The organism is Niallia sp. FSL W8-0951 (assembly GCF_038006525.1).
Taxonomy (GTDB): Bacteria; Bacillota; Bacilli; order Bacillales; family Cytobacillaceae; genus Niallia; species Niallia circulans.
Genome location: NZ_JBBOVK010000001.1, coordinates 963,420 through 984,722, shown reverse-complemented (window position 1 = coordinate 984,722; position 21,303 = coordinate 963,420). Strand labels below are relative to the sequence as shown.

Sequence of the window (21,303 nt, the reverse complement as noted above, 5' to 3'; positions counted from 1 at the left end):
CTGAAAAATGGGAGAAGCCTATTATGGCATCTTCCATTTTTTCTTCCTCTTTTCTTTCTCTCCTTAACACCATCGTCATTCCATGTGCATATTAAAAAATAGGATCTATTCCTTAAAATTATGTATTGGAGGAAAACACATGTCAAAGTCAGGCTATATTCCTGATAACACGAATATTCATTCATCGAGTGGCACTCCTAATCTTATTTATAACACTCGTGATAATGTATTTTTTGAAAGAAATCCTGAAAACATTGCCTATAAAGTTACGTCTACACAATTACCAGCCATGATTGGCGGAGCCTTTGTCGATTTATTTTTAACAAAAGGACATATGCGAGAGCCGCATTGGCATCCAAACGCTTGGGAATTAGATGTCATTGTATCCGGTGAAGCAATGATTTCGATTGTCGATCCAGATACAAGAAAACTTCATCATTACCATGCAAAGGTTGGGGATGTCGTATTTATTCCAATGGCATGGTGGCATTGGATTCAGCCGACGACAGAGAAATTGCATTTACATCTCTTCTTTAATAATGACCAGTTTGAAAGTGCGGAAGGCTCCGATACATTACGCTTAACTCCACCAGAAGTTTTTGAAGCAGCATATGGAGTGGATTCAGAAAAGGTTGCCAATGCTTTTTCTGCGCTGAAGGAATCTGTTGTCATTGGTCCACCAGATTCCCATCGCCTCCAAACTTCCTCCGTCTCCAATCTGGAACAAACAAAAAAAGAAGTTCCAGATAAAATATCTATCCAAATTAATCATAAACAGATTGCTTATTAATTTTTTGCTAAAAAAACTCTGCTCAGGATGAAATGAGCAGAGTTTTTCGCGTGCCTAGCTGGCAAGTTATTGGTTGTCCATCCACTTTATCATATGCAATCTTGACAATTTGGCTATAGAAAAAACAGCATTTTTTCAATTCTTGGGGAAAGTTTCATAACGAAAGGAAACTTTCTCATCCACTAGCGCGTATATGTATAAACAAAACTATTTGGAGTGATACAAATGAACATAAATAAGAAGTATTGGCTATTAATGCCTCCTTTTTTGATACTAGGAATTGTGCTTATTCTCTTTCTTCCACCAGAAAAGAATTTTATTCCCTTATCATTGCCGATTGTATTTTGGTGCATTTATTATGTTTGGAAGCATTATGAGCAAGACAGAGAACGTAAGCAATAAATTTGTTGCTGCTATTCTCCCTTCCCGCACTTCTCTATCTGCCAGTGGACAATTGCTCTCCACCTGCCTGCATTTGTTAATAGGAAGAATATCTAGAAATCTTCCTTTATATTTTTCTGGATAAATTCAGTCCCAGCGGCAATACTATGGATAACTATCTATTTGAGCAGGTGAAATTCCCATGAATATGGAAAGATGGATTTTAGTAGGAATTATTGTAATCAGTATCCTTGCCATTTTCTTACTTGTTCCCAAACAGAAAACGAGAGAAGCGTGGGTGATATTTTTATCTCTGCAGATTATCACCTGGCCTGCCGGATTACTTGCTGTGGAATGGAATATGATTGACTACCCTGTTCAACTTTTCTCCTCCGCAAACAAATTTAACCGGTCTAGCTTTACGTTTGAATTCTTTCTTTTCCCAGTGACAGCGATTATGTTTAGTTTATATTTCCCCAAAAAATTTAAAAAAACAGGCAAATTCTTATATTATTTTCTCTTTGCTGGATTCTTCACTTGTCTTGAAGTAGTGATAGAGCGCTACACCGAACTCGTGGACTATCTTAGTTGGCACGGATCTTATACGCTACTAAGTGTTATGGTCACATTGTATATTAACCATACTTACTATAGTTGGTTTAAGAAGGAACTGAAAAAGAATGAATAAGGAACTAATTATTTTAATTATTTCATGGGTTGTCTGTTTGATTTTACTCATTCGCATTATTCCAAAAGAGAGAAAAAGATATTTTCAAATTGTTTTTTTATTTGCCCATGCAACAGCTTGGATTTTTACACATATACAAGTATCTATGGACTTGGTGAGATTTCCATATAGAGAATTTTCGCATGCAACAAAAATGAGTTTCTCCCTCTACTACATTGTATTGCCAACTTTCGCTGTTCTATTTCTTCTCTATTATCCGGAAAAGAAACATTGGCTAAAAATTTTCCTCTATTACTTAATCTTTAGCAATGGCATACATCTTTTTATGTTTTTAGTAGAGAAAAATAGCAATCTTATACATGATCTAAACTGGCATTGGTGGCTTGCTGTCAGCATCGACTTTCTCGTTTTATATATGACTAAGAAATTTGCCTTCTGGTTTAGAAAAGGTTTTGCATGATTACAAAGAGCTACAACATAAGGCCAAATTCCCTGTGAGCATGAAGGAATTTGGCCTTTTTCTTAACATCTTACATATTTCCTTTTAAATCCTAGCATTCCTCTGTCCAGCTCTTTTTGAATTCTGTCTGAAACAATTGAGGTCGTGCTTTTTTTCTTGCCTTTCTTGATTTCCACTGGGCCTACTGCTCTAGCCGTTTCTACTGCCATTTCATGTAAGGAAACATAGGAAATGGCTACAGTAGCGATAAAATTATTCATAGATGATTTTACAATATCTGGAGCTTGATGAATCGTATTTTCTACTTGATTCAGCATACTCGCCAGCTTAGTTTCACTAAATTCCTCGTCCTTGCGGTTTCCTAACAGCCAGCAATAACAGCTCCATCCGGCTGACATGCGAAATTCTTCTCCGCTTTCGATCCACTTATCAGCAACATCTTGGGCAAAGTCAGTTTCCGCTAAAGAAACGGCTACTATAAAATCGGAAATCATGTAAAAATAGGCTGCATCAATCCACCGCTCAAAATCTTCCTCTGTCATGCTCTTTGGATCACAAATAACCCCTGCAAAATACATGGCATCATAGTTACCCGTTGCATATAGCTCTTCTGCCAAGGCTTGATCCTTCTTAATCATCCTAGAAAGTGGCTTCATCGCACCTGTTGCAACCCCAAAAACCGGCTCTTGTGCGCCATTGCCCATATAAATCTTTTTCGTTCTCTCCTTCCCTAGTGCTTCTAGTTCCTGCATAACTGTTTCCAAATCCATTGTTTCACTTCCTCTTCTATTATTTTAATTCAAATATGTATCCTGCGGACTTTTCCCCATCTTTAGAAGACAATTGAAGGAATTTATCTGTTTCTTGTTGAAATATACACCTATCCATTGTATTTAGAAAAAAGGAGTATTGTCAATGAAGCAGCCATTCCCTATCATAGAAACAGAGCGTTTGCATTTAAGACAGGCAACAAATGAAGATGCAAAAGATATGTATATCTACTTATCGGATCAAGAGGTAGTGCAGCATATGGGGCTTGAACCTTACAAGTCAGCAGAAGATGTATTAGAAGAAATAAATTGGTACAAATCAATCTGGGAAAAAGGTACTGGCATACGCTGGTGCATCACATTGAAAAAAGAGAACATCGTTATAGGAAGCTGCGGCTTTCTGAATAGACAGCCAAAGCATTATAAAGCAGAAATTGGCTATGAATTAAGCAGTAGCTATTGGAGACAAGGAATCGCAGGCGAAGCTCTCAACGCTGTTCTCGCCTATGGATTTCAACAGCTTAGCTTAGAAAGAGTCGAAGCCTTAATCGAACCAACCAATACAGCCTCCCAAAAATTAGTCGAAAAACACGGCTTCTTAAAAGAAGGCCTATTAAGGCACTATGAGTATACACGCGGAAAGTTTGATGATTTATATATGTATTCGATCCTTAAAGGAGATTTTGAAAAAAGCTCTGTGTAAGAAGCAGAGCTTTTCTAATTTCTATCTTGCTTATTCATCCATCCTCATATTCCCATTAAAAAAAGCAGAGGAAATCTTTCTTCTTTGGTTAAACTAAAAGAAAAGCAAAGGAAAGGGCGAACTACTGTGAAGAAACGCAAGCAAGAAAAGCTCCTGTTACGGGTCCTATTTGTAATTGGAATAGGTTCGTTTTTAAATTTACTGCGAAAGCCGCCACTAAAAGATTGGCTCATTATTTTCTTATTGAAAAGTTATATCGCCTCTATTTTAGATAATCTGTTAGTAAAAAAGGGCTATCTAACTTATCCTGTAAAATTTTTAAAGACATTTGATGTCAGTGTGATTTTCAGTTATCTTCTCTTTCCTGTCACTTGTATCTATTATAATCAAGTAACAAGAAATTCAAGTATAGTGGGAATTTTGGTTAAATGCTTATTGTTTAGCCTTCCAATAGCGATTGCCGAACATTGGATCGAAAAAAAAACCAATTTAATTAAATACAAAAAATCCTGGACCTCTTTCTATAGCCTGGGTTCCATCGCAACAACTTTTTTATTTGTTCGATTTATGATGATACTGATTAGAAAAGCAGCTATTAGGCAGCCAGCTAAAAACTGATTGACTTTTTCAGTCCTTTTAACATGAGCAAAAAAAGCTACTAAATCTTTCGAATCTTAAAGGAATATTTTCCCCTTATATAGAATCTTTATCATACATTCTATATAAAGGTGGAAAATAAATGAACTCACTCTCTTCTCCTATTGCTTGTAAAGTAAATAATGTTTTTATTCATGTTGATAATCTTGAAAAGGCAGCTGAATGGTATAGTGAATTACTCGGACTTCCTTTCAATAAAAATAATGTTGAATCGCCTGTATACAATATTCCAGTTACTTCAGAAACGGGGATTACTTTGGACGACCATACTTTCGATCCAGGCTTTAAGTTAAATCCCTCTGAGCATGTTTTGTTTAACTTTTTTGTTCAAGATATTGATGAAGCATATCAGTTTATCAAAAACAAAGGGATTACTATTGTGAAAGAGATAGAACGAATTGGTGATTTTGCTTATTTTAACTTTAAAGACTTAGATGGAAATGTATTAATGATTTGCAATAACTAATACATTTCCATTCATCCATACAGCTTCTTTTTGCTGTATTTCTTTATTCTAGGCTTCTAAGTCCATTATTGTTCGTTTCCTTGTAAGTCTGCAATCACCTGTAAGCTTATACTAACTCTTCTATTAATAAAACTCTTCCTTTTCAATGAAAAACAGCCTTCTTATAAGCGGCTGTTTTTCTAAAAGTTACTTGGATGGTTTAGGAATAATGGGCACCCAGAGTTCATGGCGCGGCTTATGTCCTGGGCCATAATAACATTCTATGCATGGTAAATTGGCAAGCTCATATCCAGAGGTAGGAACCCATTCGGAATATAATCGTTTCCAAGCTTCTACGATATTGGGAAAAACAGCCCATGTTGCTGGAGGAATAAAGATGCTTTCCATCCCATTCTTTGCTTCTCCCTCATATCGGACACCCGTAAAATAATTGAATTCCTCGTCCATTATGGCGGCTTCTTTTCCACATATACCTAAAATCCCTTCCAATGAGCACTTTGGATTTTCCCATGACAGGTCAATCAATTCCTGCATAAATCCATCTTTTTTCGCTTTGCTCCAGATGGTCGGAATCGTTTTAAAGGCTCTGCTTGTTTGAACCGAATTGCTTTTCCCAACAATCTTTACTTCAAAGTCTATATTTTCGATTCGATATTCCATTTCTGTGTCTCCTTTCATAGTGATTTGAAAGGAGATTTTTGGAAAGGCCTTTAGCTGTGTTCCTTGATGACGGCATTCTGAAGGCTTTATTCCATGTAGTTTTTTAAAAGCACGAGAAAAAGAATCAGCCGATTCATAACCATATAATTGAGCAATTTCAATAATCCGCCTATCGCTTTTTTGTAATTCAAAAGCAGCAAGCGTTAAACGTCTTCGTCTTATATATTCAGATAGAGTAAATCCTGATATAGATGCAAACATTCTCGAAAAATGAAACTCAGAACAGTACGCAATTTTGGCTAATTCTTTGTAGTCTATCTCTCCTTCTAGATTTGCTTCTATGTAGTCTAGTACATGATTCATTCTATCCAGCCAGTCCATAGAATCCCTCCTTTCACTTCCTATCTTATAAAAATTAGAGACATTTCGTCCGACATATTCTGCCTATAAATGTCGTATCCAGATGGAATGATAAAGACCGCTAATCTGCCATATACTCATTCACTAATTCATAGCATCTCTTCTTAGTGGATTCGTATAAAGAAATATAATTAGCAACATTTTCAAACGTACCGCCACTATATTTTGATCTCTCTTCCTTTGCTGCCGCTTCCTTTTGTTCAATCCACTTCACTTGATCTGTTTTCAAATTATTCATTACTTCTGGTGATAACTCTGCCTTTAAAATGCTATAAATCTCGTTCAGAGCCTCATCATACTTCTCATAGGATACGCCATAGTAGTTAATCATCGCGTTTGTTACCCCTTTATCTGAATCTTTCTTATCAGGCATAGCATCTACTTCTTTTTGGATGTTATCTAACTTTGCGATAAACTCTGCTTTTCTTCCTTCTACTTTATCAACTGCTTGCGATTTATCTTCGCTCGCCGGTTTGTCCATCTTGCTATTCTTACTATTTACAGCAGTTTCTGTCCTATCTGCAGATGCTTCATTAGACGGAGAAGAAACGTCTGTGTTTTCTGCTTTCTGATCAGTTTCTGACTGCTTATTATTAGTGTTATTCGATGAATCACTTTCTGACTGCTTATTATTAGTGTTGTTCGATGAATCACTTTCTGACTGATTATTATTTGAGTTGTTCGATGAATCACTTTCTGATGCATTGCTGCATGCAGACATACCTGCTAATAAAAGAACAAGCAAGGTTGCTGCAAAAAATATACTGCTTTTTTTCATTTTGTAAAACTCCAATCTCTTTATGTCTTGTTCGAAAAATTTAACCTTCCATATCTATTTTAACATAGATTCCCAAATTTCTTCCTTTTTCGCTAATAAATAACTGTGTAAATGATAGAAAAGGATTTTTATCCAATTCTTAGATATAATTTGGGAGCTTTAGTTCATAAAACAATGTTTTACTATGACAGTGGCTTGGGATACTGAAGAAAAAAGCTTATTCTTAGATTTAATTCACTTCTTCTCCTGATAAAGGTACTGAAAACTCATATTAAATAAAGTGACTGTTGATTGAATCTTTCTAGTAATAAGAAAATACGGATACAAAAAAATAATTGGTGGATTGGCTTTTTTTGAGCTAAATTCTTTTTCTCCTAATCTATTTTGTATTTGTAATAGAAAGCGAGATAAAATGAAGATTTTATTTGGGGATAAAGGAACGGTTTTTGGCTCTATTAGCGTTATCTAGAAAGGCGCCAATAGACTATTTCCTGTTTTGCTGATATTTAGAATGTAGACAACCGTTTGAAAGTTGGTTTGAAAAGAATGGTATCAATAATAACAAGCGTAGAAACAACAAAGAATAAGTAGAAAGCAGCTAAAAAATGAATTTGAAAGCTGCAGTCTGCATTTACAGACACAGCAGCCTCCAATAAACTTTAGAAAATTAACGATAAACTAAGCCACCATCTGTTAAGATTGCTTGTCCTGTAATATAATCGGCATCATCAGAAGCTAAAAATGATACTAAGTTCGCTACATCTCTTGGTGTTTGATAACGCTGTAACGCAATATCTGCACTATACTGAGCAAATGCTTCACCTGGTTGTAAAGCACCATTACTATAACGTACCATTTCTTCATCAATTCGATCCCACATTTTTGTTTTCGCAATCCCTGGACAATAAGCATTAACAGTAATTTGATATTTGGCAAGCTCTTTCGCAGCAGAATGTGTAAATGAACGTACTGCATGTTTTGTAGCAGAATAAGTACCTAACATTTCAAAAGATTCATGACCTGCTATACTGCAAGCGTTTATGACTTTACCTTTTGAGCCTTGCGCTATAAATTGTTTAGCAGCAGCTTGTGTACCAAAAACTACACCATTTACATTGATGTTAAATAGGCGGTTTAATTCATTTTCTTCAATTTCCAAGAAAGGTTTAACTGCATCAACACCTGCATTGTTAACAAATACATCTAAACGTCCAAATGCGTCTACTGCTTTTTGGACAAGATTAAACTGATCTTCTCGCTTTGAAACATCTCCCACAACACCAATTACATCAGCATTTTGAGATTTCATTTCTTCTAGAGTGGCATTCAATAACTCTTGATTGATATCATGTATTACTACTTTGAAACCATCTTTAAGTAAACGTTCTGCAATACCACGACCTAAACCACCGGCTGAACCTGTAATAACTGCAACTTTACTCATTGAATAAACACCTCTTGTAATAAATTATTACAGAAAAATCAGTTTTCTGTCACTTTAATTATATAAATTACCTATAAAATAAAAATCAAAACATTTGAATTCAAGCAATTTTTAATTTTGGTCTCCAAGACCCTCAAAAAATCATGTTTCAGTGGATGTATTATGAGAGTTTGTTTGTATGATTGATGTTGGAATTTGTTAATCATCTATATATGCTCTACCTTTATCACTAAATCAATCAGCCGAACGTTTAACGAAAAAAACAACAGGGTACAAATTAAACATAACATAAAATGAGGAGTGATCAATCATGGCAGAAAATAAACATAGTATCGCAGATAAAGTAAAAAGTGGTGTATCAAAAGTAAAAGGCGAAGTAAAGGATCAGATTGGTAACGCGAAAGGCGATACGAGTATGCAAGCTGATGGTAAAAAAGATAAGCTGAAAGGAAAAATGCAGGAAACAGCAGGAAAATTTAAAGAAGATGCCGACCGTAAATAATGAAAACAAAAAGGGACGTCTTATTACCAGACAAAAAGTCTTGTTAAAGGAAAAAAGCGTAATCTCTTTTGGTGATTACACTTTTTTCCTTTATTTTATAGTTGGTTGGCAAGATATTATCCAAAACTGGATCCATATCAATCTTACGTTAACGGTAAAATTTTTAGTCGACACGAAACTGAGTATGACGAAGTCTAGTGTATGTCCCTCCTATTTGAATTAATTCTTTATAAGTTCCCTGTTTCTGTATGCCTGCTTCCGGAATCACTAGAATACAATCAGCAATTTTTATGTCGCAAACCAGCTGGCGATGACTAAGATAGTTCTTCTTTGTGACAATTCAGTGGATGCTCTTTGTATAGCTGCTTCGGTTTCAGTATCTCAAGCTGAAGTAGCTTGATCAAGAATTAATATAGATGGATTTAAATTTCTCCCTTTCGGATATATATCAATAGTTGTTCATAAAATAGTGAAGTTGATTATTAATTTATTTCGCAAAATTCTAAGTTAATAATATAGTAGTTTAAGTTATTTAAATAATCCTCAACTAAAGTACCTTTGTTGGAGGATTCATTCATTATTTATGATATGGTTCTCAGTGGTGTATCTCATTGAAGTTCAAAGTGCATTACTTTCCTAATAAAGTACGATGTTCAAGTAATAACCGAAGCCATTGCGAAGGTTTATGATTAGAATCAGATTTATCTTGTCTATTTGGTGTGATATATAAATGCCAGCTTAGCGCTCTTTGAATACATGCTAGCTCATCAGAAATCCGAAGAGTTTTATCAATCTCTTTCATTGACCCAAATCTGGTCCAAGGTTCCAGGTAATATGGACGAAATTCTTCTACCATACCCAACCATTCAGTTTCTGATGAAATTAAGTTATCAAGCGCATGCCAGAAAACTCGGGTACTGAAGAAGGGATGTGAAATTGATGCGTCACCCCAGTCAAAGAATACAAATTTATTTTCCACAATTCTAATATTGTTTGTATGAAGGTCCCCATGTTCAATTGAAGCTGGTATATTGGATGCCATTTCATCACACATCTCAAGTAATATTGGCAAGAGTGAAAGTATCTGATTAGTTTCTTCCTTGCTTAACCCTGTTAGACACATTTCTTCTAAATACTGGTTGATTTCCTCTTTAAGAATAGGCATTCTTCGATCAGGAACCCCAATCTGTAAAAACTTATCCACGTTACCGATTTGTGAAATTTGAAGTTCAGCATAATCCCCTATAGCTTTTTGCCAAAGTTTTTTATCTTTTTGTATCCGTAAGGGCTGGCCTTTAAAATCCTTCATCAATAGCCATCCTTCTGTTTCATTTATAGCTAGTATATCACCTGTTCTTTCAGGGCATTTCCTATATAATTCCTTGCTTAGGGCTGCCTCAAACTTTAGTACTGAACCAACTGCCTTAAAATAATAATTATCCTCGTTTGTTGGCACACGAAGTAGGAGTGTCAGATCGGTTTCTTTTATATGCTTTATATTACCTTGTACTCGTAAATTTACTTTGTCTAGTTCTTCCACAATCCAATCAATTATTCTTCCGTAATAGTTCTCTTGGGACCACGGAATAGTTCCTTTTTTTTTCGACATGTAGATATTCCCCTCAACAATTTCCTATAAATAATTGATATATAAATTATAATCAAAATTTCCATTTTTTTTAAATGAAGTATATTGTAACATGTTATTACTAAAAAACGGGAGATTTTCCACTAGATTTTCCATTTTAAATTCTTTGTTTTCATATAACGTTTGCTTCCTGTAGATAAATAGCGGTGATCCAATGACAAATATAATGATTCCTATAGGCAATTCAACATTATGTATTAATGTTCTTTGGTAGAATATCCGCTCAAATTAAAAGCAAGCCTCCTACTAGAAATGTTCCTAGCATTAACGTTTATAATCTTCCCCAAAAACACTTCTACATATATGGGGAATAATAAGCCCAACAAAACCAAACATTCCTGCATATGCAACCAATGTTCCTGTAACCAGAGCAGTAGCAATCATGTAAGATTTACGGAAAACGCTTAAATCAATTCCCAAAGTAATAGTAGATTCATCCCAAAGTAGCCTTGTGTTTAACACGCGATATTGAAAAAGAAACAAAATGCACCCTAGCATAATGACTACTGCCATAATAGGGACTTTTGTCCAACTAGATGATGCTAAGCTTCCCATAGACCCAAAAATAACTGTTTTGATACCATCACATTTATTAGAAAAATAAATAATGAGGCTAGAGAAGGAACCACATAATGTAGTAATCATAGCTCCAACAAAAGCACCAAACGCGACACCAAATTGGGATAAAATCGTACCACTGCTAACCCCAAATTTAATTTTTCCATAATAAAAGAGCCCTTCCATGCTTATACTAAACATCGAAGGGCTCTTTATTATTCTTATCTTAATTGGTGTTTTTTCCCCCACCATTTAAAGCTTCTTTAATTAACTCATTTACCTTACTATTTACTACTAATCCTAAATGGCCAACACCGCTTATTTGTATGTTTTTAGCGCCTTCCAATTTTGAGAGCATATTAGGAACTAAATAATCATTTTTGCTGTAAATAGAAGTATAAAGGATTTTATGATTAGGATCTTTTCCCACAGGTGCTTTTGACGTAATGAATTTGTTTGGAGATCCCAATGTAATCACATCATTTACCTTCGTTCCGCCCGTATTTTGGATATACTTAAGGGTATTGATTCCACCAGCACTGTGACCGATAATATCTACTTTGTTTTTTCCCGTTTCCTTTAACACTTTATCTACATATGATTCAAGCTGCTTAGCATTCGTCAAGCTGTTGCCTGTTTTATCAATTAATTCAATTGCGAATAATTCATCAGAAGACCAGCCTTGCTTAAGCAAATAATTTTTTATCGCAAGAAAGTTTGTACTGCTGCCGCCAGTTCCATGAACATAGATTACTGGATCATGTCCAGTTGTCTGAGCTTTTAAAACAGTTGGTTTCATCCCCATAACAGAAATGATTATCGCGATACTCATAGTTAGTGATAATAATAGTTTAGTTTTTCTCATGATGTTCCTCCCTGTTTGGTTGACTGCTATCTTGCTATATCATTGTTATATATTTTAAGAGCAGAAACAACCGGTAACTTTTTCTAGTCTGTTTAAAGATTATATGAATATGCCTTTTGGATCCACAACTTTACTCAAAAATACATGATACAAAACTCCTTTTCTTTTTCATTATTGTAATAAACCTTTTTTATTCATTTCCTCCTCTTCAACAAAAGTAAACAAAACAGAGACTAAGTTATTAAACAATACTATCTTTTATGTACATACATCCTCTCATCGACCCCAGCGTCAATTCGTGAATAGCTTGTTAGCTAGAAAATAAAAAAACACGGCTAGTACTAACCGTGTTTGAGAATTAACAATTACCATGTTTATTAAGATGTAATGGCGGTGGAATAAGCCAGCCTTTTTCTTTATTTAAGCGAAGAACTTTTGCTCCAAGAGCTGCCTTTTTGGTATGAAATTGACCATACATAGCAGCAACGTCTTCTCTGATGGATTTTCCAATTATTTGGCTGCAGGTAACTAAGCCCGCAGCAATATCAGCAGAAAGTGTAGCTGCTATTGCAGGATCTGGAATTTTTGCTCCAACTGGAATATCCTCTAAACATGCTTCAGGAGGTTCGGGAGCAGCTGGTGGTGTAGCGACACCATTTTCTTTCAGAATTTCTTCTAGCTGTTTTTTTTCTTCCTGACAAGTTTCAATAGCTTCGACTAATAACTTCTTTAAATCCCCATCACCAGCATGATTCAACATCGTTTGGTAACCTGCTGTCATACTGTTTCCGGCCAATAGGGAAGCCCAAATATCAAAAACTTCCCCATAGTGTAAGGGCTCTTCCTTTGGATTTCCAGATAAAATCCCCATTATAATCCTCCTTCATGTTAAGTAATTCTCTAGTTAGTGCATCTGTTCGCACTTCCATAGCTTTTCCAACAATAGAGAAGATTATTGATATTACGGTCGTTTTTTTCAAATAATATAAGCTATCACAACAATGATTAATATTATGCTAATAGACAACACCCGATTTTTAGTCTTTTTAAGGAAATAGATGCTGAAATCACTTAATATGTTGACTCACAGCAATAAACTAAAAGTCTGAAAGTACAATGAAGGAAAAAAACTTGTTAAAAATAAACGATGATGGGACAGAAATATTTCGATCCCAATAAGTTAAAGAGAACACATTTTCCTATTAATTCATCACGATTTGATCCCATCGGGGGCTGTTCCAGCCAACCATGTACTATCATAAGTAACCCCCAAGTAGAGATAATACAGTAACCATCCCCCTAAGTTACCTCTAATATGTACTAATCGGTTTATTATCCGAGAAAATCAACTAACACTATAGCTAATTTCTTTGTTCTTGTCGTTTATTACTTTAAAATGGTCATTTTCCTTCATAAATAGCTGAACTATTTAACGATATTGCTTTCAATACTAAGTAGTGATGTCTTTAATGTAGTCACAAGAAAGGCTTTGTTCTAGTAACAATACGTTAGCATCCAGCCATTAGACAAGAGTGTTATCACTATTTTTTTTTAATGATTTTCTTTCCTTTACAAACTGAAAGCCATATAAAAGTAAGGATTTAAAAAAGAATAACAATGATAGTTGATACTTTTTTAATCGAACTAACGAAGCAATTCCTAATTTTTTTAACCAATCTACCAAGAAATAGACGAAGATCGAATCAACCACTAAATTTATAAAAATGTATCTGAAGTATTTGCCGTAAGTCCATTTTAAAATCCACAAGGAACCAATAAAAAATGGGCCCCATAAAAAAGGAACAATGCCAGATAGCTTTGGATGAATTTTTTCGTACCACCACCACCATTTTCGCTTTTTTGCAATTATATCTTCTATGGTGACAATCAAAGCTATAAATAACCCTGCTGGCAAAAATCTTTTTACAGCATCTTTCCCTATTAAAGGAAGGAAAAACCAAGACAGAAACATCATCAATACTAGTAATCCCCTTGAATGCCTCATCAACTTCATTAACAATCCTCCTATTCATCCATTGGGAATAATATTCCCAATAACAGGAAAAATATAAAAAGAAATATTTTATATAAAGAATGGGCTAATTAAGGCAATCACTTTTCCAGTTCATATTAGACTTATTCTATTGTTTATTTAGCGTAATCTGTATTTTTTACACTTCATTCTTTTTACCCGGAAAAAATTTTTCTATTAAGTTTTAAATGGTATATAAGTTACTTGTTCCCTTAGGTAATGTTTCCCATTCCTTAACAAATATTTTTGTACAACTTTTATTGTTAAGAAAACTATTGTATAAAAATAAAAAATAAAAACCACAATAATTTATGGAGGAAAGGTGGTGTTATAATGAAACATGTTAAAGCTTTTTCGATAAAATTTATTTCAACACTTGTTCTACTATCTTTAATTTTAATGGTTCTATTTAATTTTCCATTTACAAATGTCTTCATGATTACGGTTGTATTAGGAGTTTTAGCATACGTTATTGGAGATATGTTTATCCTTTCTCGAACCAATAATCTAGTTGCTACTCTTTCGGATTTTGGATTGGCCTTCTTTGTTATATGGCTAATGAGTGAAAATTTCACATATAGAGGGAATACAGTTATGACATCGTTAATTGCCTCTTTAGGAGTTTTAATTTTTGAATACTTCTTTCATAAGTACCTTATTCAAAACTTTATGCAAGAAGCAAAATCCAATCCACGACAAGAAAAACTCCAGTTCCAAACTGAAATGGCCGAAGAATTTCATCCAAGTAATAAGCCAGATAAAGACAAATCTTAATATAGCTCATTTTACCAAAATAAATATCCACTCGGAGCCATTATTATAGCCGGTTTTTCGACTATGACAGCTGCTTTATTCGCCGTTACTAATTTACAAGATGGAGATGCTTCAGCATTCTTTGGAAAGAAAGCCCAAAGATTAAAAAAACTCCCGCTTCCTTCTTTAGGACTTGCCACAGTCGGGCTTATATATTCCATTATAACTGCCTTATTATTACTTGGGAAAATATATGGATATATTACGACTGCTGCTGGAATTTTGCAGATGTATAATTGGGCATTTATCATTATTTCGGCGTTGAAAATCCTCAAGATAAAGGAAAAGATAAAATCACTTCTGTTATTGGTCTTATTTTACTACTGGGGGCAGTAAGTGGAACTATTTCTGAAAGTATAGACGTTTTGGTTTCTTTTTGAGCATCATGAATAAAATATGGAATACCACAAATAAAAGTGAAGTAAAAGGAAATTAAATTTTTTAGATGTTAAAGTGAAGAGTCGAAGCCAGAAGGAATCGGCTCTATCATCTTAACCTAAAAAATTACAAAAGTGGGATATTGCTTTCTTTACAAGCAGTAATAATAGCATCATTCCATACAGATACTTGAACTTCGCCAATATGTGCTTTCTTTAACAGAAACATCATTAATCTCGATTGTCCTATCCCGCCGCCGATTGTATACGGAAGTCTTTTCTTTAGGATACCTTGGTGATACTCAAGATCTTTTCGATTTTCATGATTAGAGCATTTTAATTGCTGTAAAAGTGTCTTCTCATCTACACGTATCCCCATAGAAGATATCTCGACAGACTTTTCTAACAGCGGATACCATAAAATAATATCTCCGTTTAGATTCCAATCATCATAATCTGGCGAACGTCCATCATGCTTGTTACCAGATAACAATTCTCCGCCTATCTTCATAATGAAAACTGCCCCAAACTCCCTGGCAATTTCATCTTCCCGCTGTTTTGGTGTTAGAGATGGATATCTATCTTCAAGATCTTGTGTCGTAATAAAATGAATATTTTCTGGCAGGCTGGGTTCGATACGAGGATATAGCGTATATAAGAAATCCTCCGTAGACTTTATCGATCGATAAATTTTTTTGACCTCTAATTTTAGTGTTGTTAAATGACGTTCATCGTAGCTGATAACTTTCTCCCAATCCCATTGATCAACGAACATAGAGTGTAAATTGTCCAAAACCTCATCTCTTCTGATTGCATTCATATCAGTGTATAACCCTTCACCATAACTAAATCCATAACGTCCTAAGGCAATTCTTTTCCACTTTGCCAATGATTGAACTATTTCTATTTGTGAATGTTCTACATCCAGTGCATTAAAAGTAACAATGCGTTCTACTCCATTTAAATTATCATTAATACCATTTCCGGCCTTCAATATAATCGGGGCGGAAATCTTTGTTAAATTTAACTCTTTAGAAAAATGATTTTCAAAGTAAAGTTTTAATTTATTTATAGCAATTTGGGTTTCTATAAAGTTCAAGTTAGGTTGATATACATTGGGAACAATAAGTGATTTAGTCATAGAAAAAAATACCTCCATTTATATCTAGGGTTGTTCTTTATAATTGGGTTTTGATTCTGTTTACTATATGATGGAATCCTAAAGTTGATATCCGCTCCTGCCTAATTATTGATTTGGAAGATTAAATTCCCCTTAACACTTGCCCATAAATAAATGATACGGTACAGATTACTAAAAGAACTTGTACTAGAAAAGATACTGGTGACCTTAATCAATCAATTAGTTTATACCATTGTTCCCCTACAACCATACATCCCTGTTGTTTCATAGAAAATCTGCTAATATTTTTTATACTTCTCTTTACTCATGTTTTTATATTAAGACTCATATGGGTACAGCCTAAATACGTATGAAAATAGGTCATAAATTCACTTTTATTCCCCTTTATAAACGATACAGTTTTCCAAACTAAGTTTATCCTTCTAGCAAATGGAAATAATAATGGTATAAACTATTATATGGAGGAGTTAAAGTGGCCGACAACGCTAATTACAATGAAAAATTACCACCTAACACCGAATCTTATTGGACAAACACTATTCATTTACCAGAGTACCCATGCCTTGAGGATAACATGCAAGTTGATGTAGCTATTGTAGGTGGTGGCATTACAGGCATTACTTCCGCCTATCTGTTGGTGAATGAAGGTCTGAAAGTTGCTATTATCGAAGCAGACAAATTACTGAATGGGACAACGGGACATACCACAGCTAAAATCACTGCCCAGCACGATTTAATTTATGAGGAACTAATTCGCTATGCCGGGAAAGACACGGCAAGATTATATTACGAGGCGAACACCGATGCTTTAAAATTTATTCAAGAAACGGTCAATAAGCATCAAATTGATTGTGATTTCACTCATCAAGATGCCTATGTATATACCACAACAGAAGAATATGCACGGAAACTAGAAAAAGAAGCAAAAGCCTATGAGGAGCTTCATATTGAAGGAAAACTCGTAAACAAACTTCCTTTCGATTTAGAAATATATAATGCACTTGTTATGAAAAATCAAGCTCAATTCCATCCACTTAAGTACTTAGCTCATCTTACCAAAATAATCACCAAAAAAGGAGGATACATCTTTGAAAATACAACAGCTGTAAATATCGAGACTGGCGAACACCCCACAGTTCTTACCCGTGGGGGAGCACGAATTACAGCGAAATATGTTCTTTCCTGTTCTCATTTTCCCTTTTATGAGGGGGCTGGACTTTATTCTACAAGAATGCATGCAGACCGTTCCTATATTATTGCTGCAAAAGTAAAAACAGCCTATCCAGGTGGTATGTATATTAGTGCAGATGAGCCGAAAAGGTCTCTCCGGTATGCAACAATTAATGGGGAAGAAATGATTCTCATTTCTGGGGAAAGTCATAAAACAGGACAAGGCGGAGAAACACTGAAGCATTACGAAGCCTTAGAAGCGTTCGGTCAACAAGTATTCGGAATTGAAAATATTATCTACCGCTGGTCAGCACAAGATCTAACTACTCTGGATAAAATTCCATACATTGGCGAAATTACTTCCGGCCAAAAAAATATATTAATCGCTACTGGATACCGGAAATGGGGAATGACAAATGGAACTGCAGCTGCGCTTTTATTCCGAGATACCATACTCGGTAAAAAGAGCAAGTACCAGGAATTGTATTCTCCTTCCCGTTTCAATTTGAATCCAAGTCTAAAAAATTTCTTAACGCAAAATGCGAACGTTGTTAGTCACCTAATTAAAGGGAAATTAGAAATACCTCAAAACGATATCCATAACCTATCCCCTGATGAGGGAGCTGTTATTGACATTAATGGACAAAGAAAAGGAGCTTATAGAGATAAGGAAGGTACGCTTCATATTGTCGATACAACTTGTACTCACATGGGGTGTGAAGTTGCATGGAATGATGGTGAACGATCTTGGGATTGCCCGTGCCATGGTTCTAGGTTCTCGTATACAGGAGAAGTTCTTGAAGGACCAGCTGAAAAGCCATTACAAAAATATGATTATAAAATGATCGATAACCTTACCTCAGAAGACTCCGGTTATTAACTAAAATTAAGTAGGTAAAAACAGCTGAACCATATTCAGCTGTTTTTACCTACTTTTTTATTAAAACGAAAGCACCCGTATTAATTTAAGTGGGATTATTCCTTTATTATTGAATAAATACAAATGTCAGTTAGCTTGCTGCCATCTGCGGATAAATCATCATTTCTTAAAATTCCTTCTAATTCAAAACCTAGTTTTTCTGGAATCGAACGACTTTTAACATTTGTTGATTCACATCTTATTCCAATCCTGCTAAAATTGAGTTGTTGAAAACCATGGTTAACTAACGCTCTTACTGCTTCTGTCATATATCCTTTGCCAGTATATTTTGTATTAATCCAGTATCCAATTTCACATTTAGCAATCTTCCAATTAATTCCGTGAAGGCTAGCAGTTCCAATAAATTCGTTAGTTGCCTTATGAAAGATAAGATAACGAAAGCTTTCTCTTTTCAAAAAATCAATATGGGCATTTCTCAAGATAATTTCTATTTCTTCAACAGTAGGCATTGTTTGAAATAAGCTTAACCATTGCTTTAACTCATGAAATGAATCCTTTATAGCTTGGCATACGACATCGCCGTCACCAGCTTGAAGCGGTGCTCGAAGAATCAGTCTATCTGTTTCGATTTGTAACGGAATATCTAATAAAATAGGATTCATTTAAAATTCCCCCTCTAATACTTAAATTATGATTGTATTTATTATATTCTCTGGGTAACTAACTATCCCTGTTAGTAGCAGAACAAAAAACAAAAAAGAAGCATAAACAATTTAAGAAGAGTTTGTGTTTATAAATCCTTTCTTTGGTTCAAAACACCACTCAATATTTTCATTTAAACTCTTACCATCAAAATTTTCGTAAAATACCCAATTTTTATACTTCAATGATTCCCCTCCTATTAAATCAAACCTTACAATTACATAAACCAAATTTTATTTGTTCTTAACTAGATCTATCACGTATTTATTTAGTTTCTTTTTTTGCCTATAACTATAATACTCTTATAACTACTAAGTCCATTTACATTATGATAGGAATGGAAAGAGATAATTTAACGAAGGAGCAAACACTTCAACAAGTAAAGACCATTCAGCAGCAATTGGATAATGAGTCGATTGATTTTTAATTAGCTAAAGTTGGCTACTATAGTATTGTTAATGGCGAGAGAATGTTATGAATATGCTAGTTTTACTTCACATCAATAAAATAAGCATAAAAGATGTAGATTAAATATCGTACACTTTTTAGGCTTCCTTTCGGGCAATTAATGAAAGTTCTGTTCTAAGTTATCGGGCAACTTTATAACAGAGGTTATTAGGAATGCAAAAGTTAAAAAATTATATTTTTAGATTAGACTGACCTAGCCAAATGGGGCAGTAATAAAATACCAACATATGCTGCCTGTTGCCAATCTCTATTGGTAACAGGCAGCATATGTTTACTCGCTATGATCCTCATAAACTGTTCTACATGTTCTGTTACTTCTTTTGAACCCTCTCTAATTTTACATTCGAATGAAAAGGCTCAATGACTGTGTTTTCCCAATAATTTCCTCGGCGTGACATACTACTGACTAAATTTTTTCTTTAATCATATTTTTTGATATGTATAAGAAGCGTAGACGCTGCATTGATCAGAATGGATGATTATGCCTTTATGGTTTCCTCATTTTGCTAAGACTTCACCAAGGGGCAATCACCAAAATTGATGATATAGCTTATAAGCTACGATTTATTTATTAAACAAGTCTATAATTATTGAAAACCCACTGTTATTTCCTGCCTGTCCAATTACTATTTCTACACAGAGAGAATCTAATCACTTTTCTTTTTGATAAAATCGGCGGGCTTTAGCTCGATTGCCGCAATCAGCCATTGAACACCAGCGACGGCTCCTATTCCGACTCGTATCAAAAAATAACCATCCACAAGAGTCGCCCTCACATTTTTTGACTCGTTCTAAATCGTTTTTAGAAACAAGTAAATCAACAGCAGATTGCAAAATTGGAGGCAGCATAGTGTCCAAGTTTTCCTCGTTATCCATGAACTTCAACGTGTAATGATCCTTTTCATGGATTACACGCAAAGTTTGGTAGAAGTTACTTACAAAACCATTGAAACATTCAAGGTCTAGCGGATGTGGCGATGTCCCCTTTGAAACGGACTTGAAGATTTGATACATGACCTCCCGCATTTCGATAATCCGCTTTAGAACTTCTCCCGCTTCAGACGGTTTCTCCTCGGCCTTTAAAAGAAGTACTTTTGCTTTTTGTTTGGTCAAGACGTCAGCATGGATGCACCAGTCGACTATTTTAGCGTAACTCGTAAACCAATCGCGCCTTTTCTCATCACTTTCCCGCCAACTGACAGTATTGATAAAATCCATACACAAACGTTCTCCGACCATCATATAAGAGTTCATTTCCGACATATTCAAAGCTCCTTTACTATAACTATCATAATACAAATTGACAGTTAGAATCAACCTAGCTATAATTTAACCATCAAAAGTATTTTTGATGGTTAAACACTGAATTTAGGAGGTACTGAGATGGACAATCCGATGTTGGTGGCTGTTAGAACATTGTTGAAGGAAACATATGCTGGACCTGAAGAAAACGCAAGCTGGTACACAGAAGCGAAACCTGGTAGTGGTTTATTCGGAACACTTGAAAAGATATCGGCAGAAGATGCTTCAATACCTGTCAACGGTACGACAATCGCCGCACAAACAGATCATACCCGCTATTACTTATGGGTTGCGAACTCTTACTTAAATGGGGAAGTACCCAGTAAGGACTGGGGAGCATCATGGAAAATCACAACCGTTGATAAAATCACATGGGCTCAATTTACTGACGAACTTCAACAAGAATACACAAAACTAATAAAAAAGATTGATTCTCTTGGCTCCTTAGATAAACAAACATCGCATGGTTTGTTAGGGGCGCTCGCTCACTCCGCCTACCATCTCGGATCAATACGACAGATGATAAAATCGATTAAAGTTCCAAACCAAACATAATTCAGAAAAAAGCCTGTCACTAAGAACATACGTATCCCTTAGTGACAGACTCTTCCAATAAAGTGAAGGTGTT

The 21,303-nt window shown here is 34.9% G+C and carries 25 protein-coding genes and 2 pseudogenes; 13 read left to right on the top strand and 14 right to left on the bottom strand.

What is annotated here, in order from left to right; all coding sequences use genetic code 11:
- The first annotated feature begins 139 nt into the window (after nt 1–139).
- From NSS71_RS04460 to NSS71_RS04445, 4 genes are all read left to right on the top strand, one after another.
- Nucleotides 140–790 (top strand): cupin domain-containing protein, encoded by a 651-nt coding sequence (locus NSS71_RS04460; protein WP_047940150.1) that lies wholly within the window; start codon nt 140–142, stop codon nt 788–790.
- A gap of 225 nt (nt 791–1,015) precedes the next feature.
- Nucleotides 1,016–1,192, top strand: a complete 177-nt coding sequence (locus NSS71_RS04455) for a hypothetical protein (RefSeq protein ID WP_172866534.1) — start codon at nt 1,016–1,018, stop codon at nt 1,190–1,192.
- Between the two features lie 181 nt (nt 1,193–1,373).
- Nucleotides 1,374–1,859 (top strand): CBO0543 family protein, encoded by a 486-nt coding sequence (locus NSS71_RS04450; protein ID WP_095319985.1) that lies wholly within the window; start codon nt 1,374–1,376, stop codon nt 1,857–1,859.
- Nucleotides 1,852–2,319 carry a CBO0543 family protein gene (locus tag NSS71_RS04445; protein ID WP_047940148.1) on the top strand — a complete coding sequence of 156 codons (468 nt, stop codon included), beginning with the start codon at nt 1,852–1,854 and terminating at the stop codon, nt 2,317–2,319. The genes NSS71_RS04450 and NSS71_RS04445 overlap by 8 nt, the downstream gene beginning before the upstream one ends.
- 62 nt (nt 2,320–2,381) lie before the next feature.
- Here NSS71_RS04445 and NSS71_RS04440 read toward each other — a convergent pair whose 3' ends face one another.
- Complete coding sequence (locus tag NSS71_RS04440; protein ID WP_095257478.1) at nt 2,382–3,089, bottom strand: DNA alkylation repair protein; 708 nt, start codon at nt 3,087–3,089, stop codon at nt 2,382–2,384.
- Nucleotides 3,090–3,234: 145 nt separating this feature from the next.
- On the opposite strand from NSS71_RS04440, the gene NSS71_RS04435 reads away from it, so the two are divergent.
- From NSS71_RS04435 to NSS71_RS04425, 3 genes are all read left to right on the top strand, one after another.
- Entirely contained in the window at nt 3,235–3,792 is a 558-nt protein-coding gene (locus NSS71_RS04435; RefSeq protein ID WP_328283569.1) for a GNAT family N-acetyltransferase, read from the top strand.
- Nucleotides 3,793–3,918: 126 nt separating this feature from the next.
- A complete protein-coding gene (locus tag NSS71_RS04430) occupies nt 3,919–4,410 on the top strand; it encodes a CBO0543 family protein (protein WP_328283570.1) in 492 nt (163 codons plus the stop codon).
- A 121-nt stretch (nt 4,411–4,531) separates the two neighbouring features.
- Entirely contained in the window at nt 4,532–4,915 is a 384-nt protein-coding gene (locus NSS71_RS04425; RefSeq protein WP_095257481.1) for a VOC family protein, read from the top strand.
- Nucleotides 4,916–5,101: 186 nt separating this feature from the next.
- On the opposite strand, the gene NSS71_RS04420 is transcribed toward NSS71_RS04425, so the two are convergent.
- The 4 genes from NSS71_RS04420 to NSS71_RS04405 all read right to left on the bottom strand — a co-directional run bounded on the left by NSS71_RS04420 (nt 5,102) and on the right by NSS71_RS04405 (nt 8,217).
- Nucleotides 5,102–5,956 (bottom strand): AraC family transcriptional regulator, encoded by an 855-nt coding sequence (locus NSS71_RS04420; protein ID WP_328283571.1) that lies wholly within the window; start codon nt 5,954–5,956, stop codon nt 5,102–5,104.
- A gap of 100 nt (nt 5,957–6,056) precedes the next feature.
- Nucleotides 6,057–6,773 carry a lysozyme inhibitor LprI family protein gene (locus NSS71_RS04415; protein ID WP_328283572.1) on the bottom strand — a complete coding sequence of 239 codons (717 nt, stop codon included), beginning with the start codon at nt 6,771–6,773 and terminating at the stop codon, nt 6,057–6,059.
- 506 nt (nt 6,774–7,279) lie between these two features.
- Entirely contained in the window at nt 7,280–7,414 is a 135-nt protein-coding gene (locus NSS71_RS04410) for a hypothetical protein (RefSeq protein ID WP_268874878.1), read from the bottom strand.
- Nucleotides 7,415–7,440: 26 nt separating this feature from the next.
- Nucleotides 7,441–8,217 carry an acetoin reductase gene (locus NSS71_RS04405; protein ID WP_047940142.1) on the bottom strand — a complete coding sequence of 259 codons (777 nt, stop codon included), beginning with the start codon at nt 8,215–8,217 and terminating at the stop codon, nt 7,441–7,443.
- Between the two features lie 310 nt (nt 8,218–8,527).
- Between NSS71_RS04405 and NSS71_RS04400 the strand changes: the two genes are divergently transcribed.
- On the top strand, nt 8,528–8,719 hold the full coding sequence (locus NSS71_RS04400) for a CsbD family protein (RefSeq protein WP_047940141.1): 192 nt from the start codon (nt 8,528–8,530) through the stop codon (nt 8,717–8,719).
- A 163-nt stretch (nt 8,720–8,882) separates the two neighbouring features.
- On the opposite strand, the pseudogene NSS71_RS25650 reads toward NSS71_RS04400, so the two are convergent.
- The 6 genes and pseudogenes from NSS71_RS25650 to NSS71_RS04375 form a co-directional block, all read right to left on the bottom strand.
- Nucleotides 8,883–9,142, bottom strand: a pseudogene (locus tag NSS71_RS25650) (multidrug ABC transporter ATP-binding protein); the annotation flags it as partial.
- 205 nt (nt 9,143–9,347) lie between these two features.
- The gene (locus NSS71_RS04395; protein WP_061800987.1) at nt 9,348–10,328 is read right to left on the bottom strand and encodes a phosphotransferase; all 981 of its coding nucleotides are present in this window, start codon (nt 10,326–10,328) and stop codon (nt 9,348–9,350) included.
- A 303-nt stretch (nt 10,329–10,631) separates the two neighbouring features.
- The gene (locus NSS71_RS04390) at nt 10,632–11,126 is read right to left on the bottom strand and encodes an iron chelate uptake ABC transporter family permease subunit (RefSeq protein ID WP_369988543.1); all 495 of its coding nucleotides are present in this window, start codon (nt 11,124–11,126) and stop codon (nt 10,632–10,634) included.
- Between the two features lie 25 nt (nt 11,127–11,151).
- Complete coding sequence (locus tag NSS71_RS04385; protein ID WP_047940139.1) at nt 11,152–11,790, bottom strand: esterase/lipase family protein; 639 nt, start codon at nt 11,788–11,790, stop codon at nt 11,152–11,154.
- A 358-nt stretch (nt 11,791–12,148) separates the two neighbouring features.
- A complete protein-coding gene (locus NSS71_RS04380) occupies nt 12,149–12,661 on the bottom strand; it encodes a DUF3231 family protein (RefSeq protein WP_095319978.1) in 513 nt (170 codons plus the stop codon).
- A gap of 651 nt (nt 12,662–13,312) precedes the next feature.
- Complete coding sequence (locus tag NSS71_RS04375) at nt 13,313–13,804, bottom strand: hypothetical protein (protein ID WP_095319977.1); 492 nt, start codon at nt 13,802–13,804, stop codon at nt 13,313–13,315.
- Between the two features lie 351 nt (nt 13,805–14,155).
- Here NSS71_RS04375 and NSS71_RS04370 point away from each other — a divergent pair, with 351 nt between their 5' ends.
- Both NSS71_RS04370 and NSS71_RS04365 read left to right on the top strand, forming a co-directional pair.
- Nucleotides 14,156–14,596 carry a DUF2512 family protein gene (locus tag NSS71_RS04370; protein ID WP_144546251.1) on the top strand — a complete coding sequence of 147 codons (441 nt, stop codon included), beginning with the start codon at nt 14,156–14,158 and terminating at the stop codon, nt 14,594–14,596.
- Between the two features lie 33 nt (nt 14,597–14,629).
- A pseudogene (locus NSS71_RS04365) lies at nt 14,630–15,071 on the top strand (hypothetical protein); the annotation flags it as partial.
- A 68-nt stretch (nt 15,072–15,139) separates the two neighbouring features.
- On the opposite strand, the gene asnA reads toward NSS71_RS04365, so the two are convergent.
- Nucleotides 15,140–16,153, bottom strand: a complete 1,014-nt coding sequence (gene asnA / locus NSS71_RS04360) for an aspartate--ammonia ligase (RefSeq protein ID WP_144546253.1) — start codon at nt 16,151–16,153, stop codon at nt 15,140–15,142.
- Between the two features lie 472 nt (nt 16,154–16,625).
- Between asnA and NSS71_RS04355 the strand changes: the two genes are divergently transcribed.
- On the top strand, nt 16,626–18,203 hold the full coding sequence (locus NSS71_RS04355; RefSeq protein ID WP_061800990.1) for an FAD-dependent oxidoreductase: 1,578 nt from the start codon (nt 16,626–16,628) through the stop codon (nt 18,201–18,203).
- 95 nt (nt 18,204–18,298) lie between these two features.
- Here NSS71_RS04355 and NSS71_RS04350 read toward each other — a convergent pair whose 3' ends face one another.
- On the bottom strand, nt 18,299–18,865 hold the full coding sequence (locus NSS71_RS04350) for a GNAT family N-acetyltransferase (protein ID WP_095257488.1): 567 nt from the start codon (nt 18,863–18,865) through the stop codon (nt 18,299–18,301).
- Nucleotides 18,866–19,167: 302 nt separating this feature from the next.
- On the opposite strand from NSS71_RS04350, the gene NSS71_RS25645 reads away from it, so the two are divergent.
- The gene (locus tag NSS71_RS25645; protein ID WP_438825713.1) at nt 19,168–19,332 is read left to right on the top strand and encodes a hypothetical protein; all 165 of its coding nucleotides are present in this window, start codon (nt 19,168–19,170) and stop codon (nt 19,330–19,332) included.
- A gap of 692 nt (nt 19,333–20,024) precedes the next feature.
- Here the strand turns inward: NSS71_RS25645 and NSS71_RS04345 are convergent.
- On the bottom strand, nt 20,025–20,636 hold the full coding sequence (locus tag NSS71_RS04345) for a CGNR zinc finger domain-containing protein (RefSeq protein ID WP_047940134.1): 612 nt from the start codon (nt 20,634–20,636) through the stop codon (nt 20,025–20,027).
- A gap of 120 nt (nt 20,637–20,756) precedes the next feature.
- Between NSS71_RS04345 and NSS71_RS04340 the strand changes: the two genes are divergently transcribed.
- Nucleotides 20,757–21,230, top strand: coding sequence for a hypothetical protein (locus NSS71_RS04340; RefSeq protein WP_047940133.1), 474 nt, complete (start codon nt 20,757–20,759; stop codon nt 21,228–21,230).
- Nucleotides 21,231–21,303: the final 73 nt, after the last annotated feature.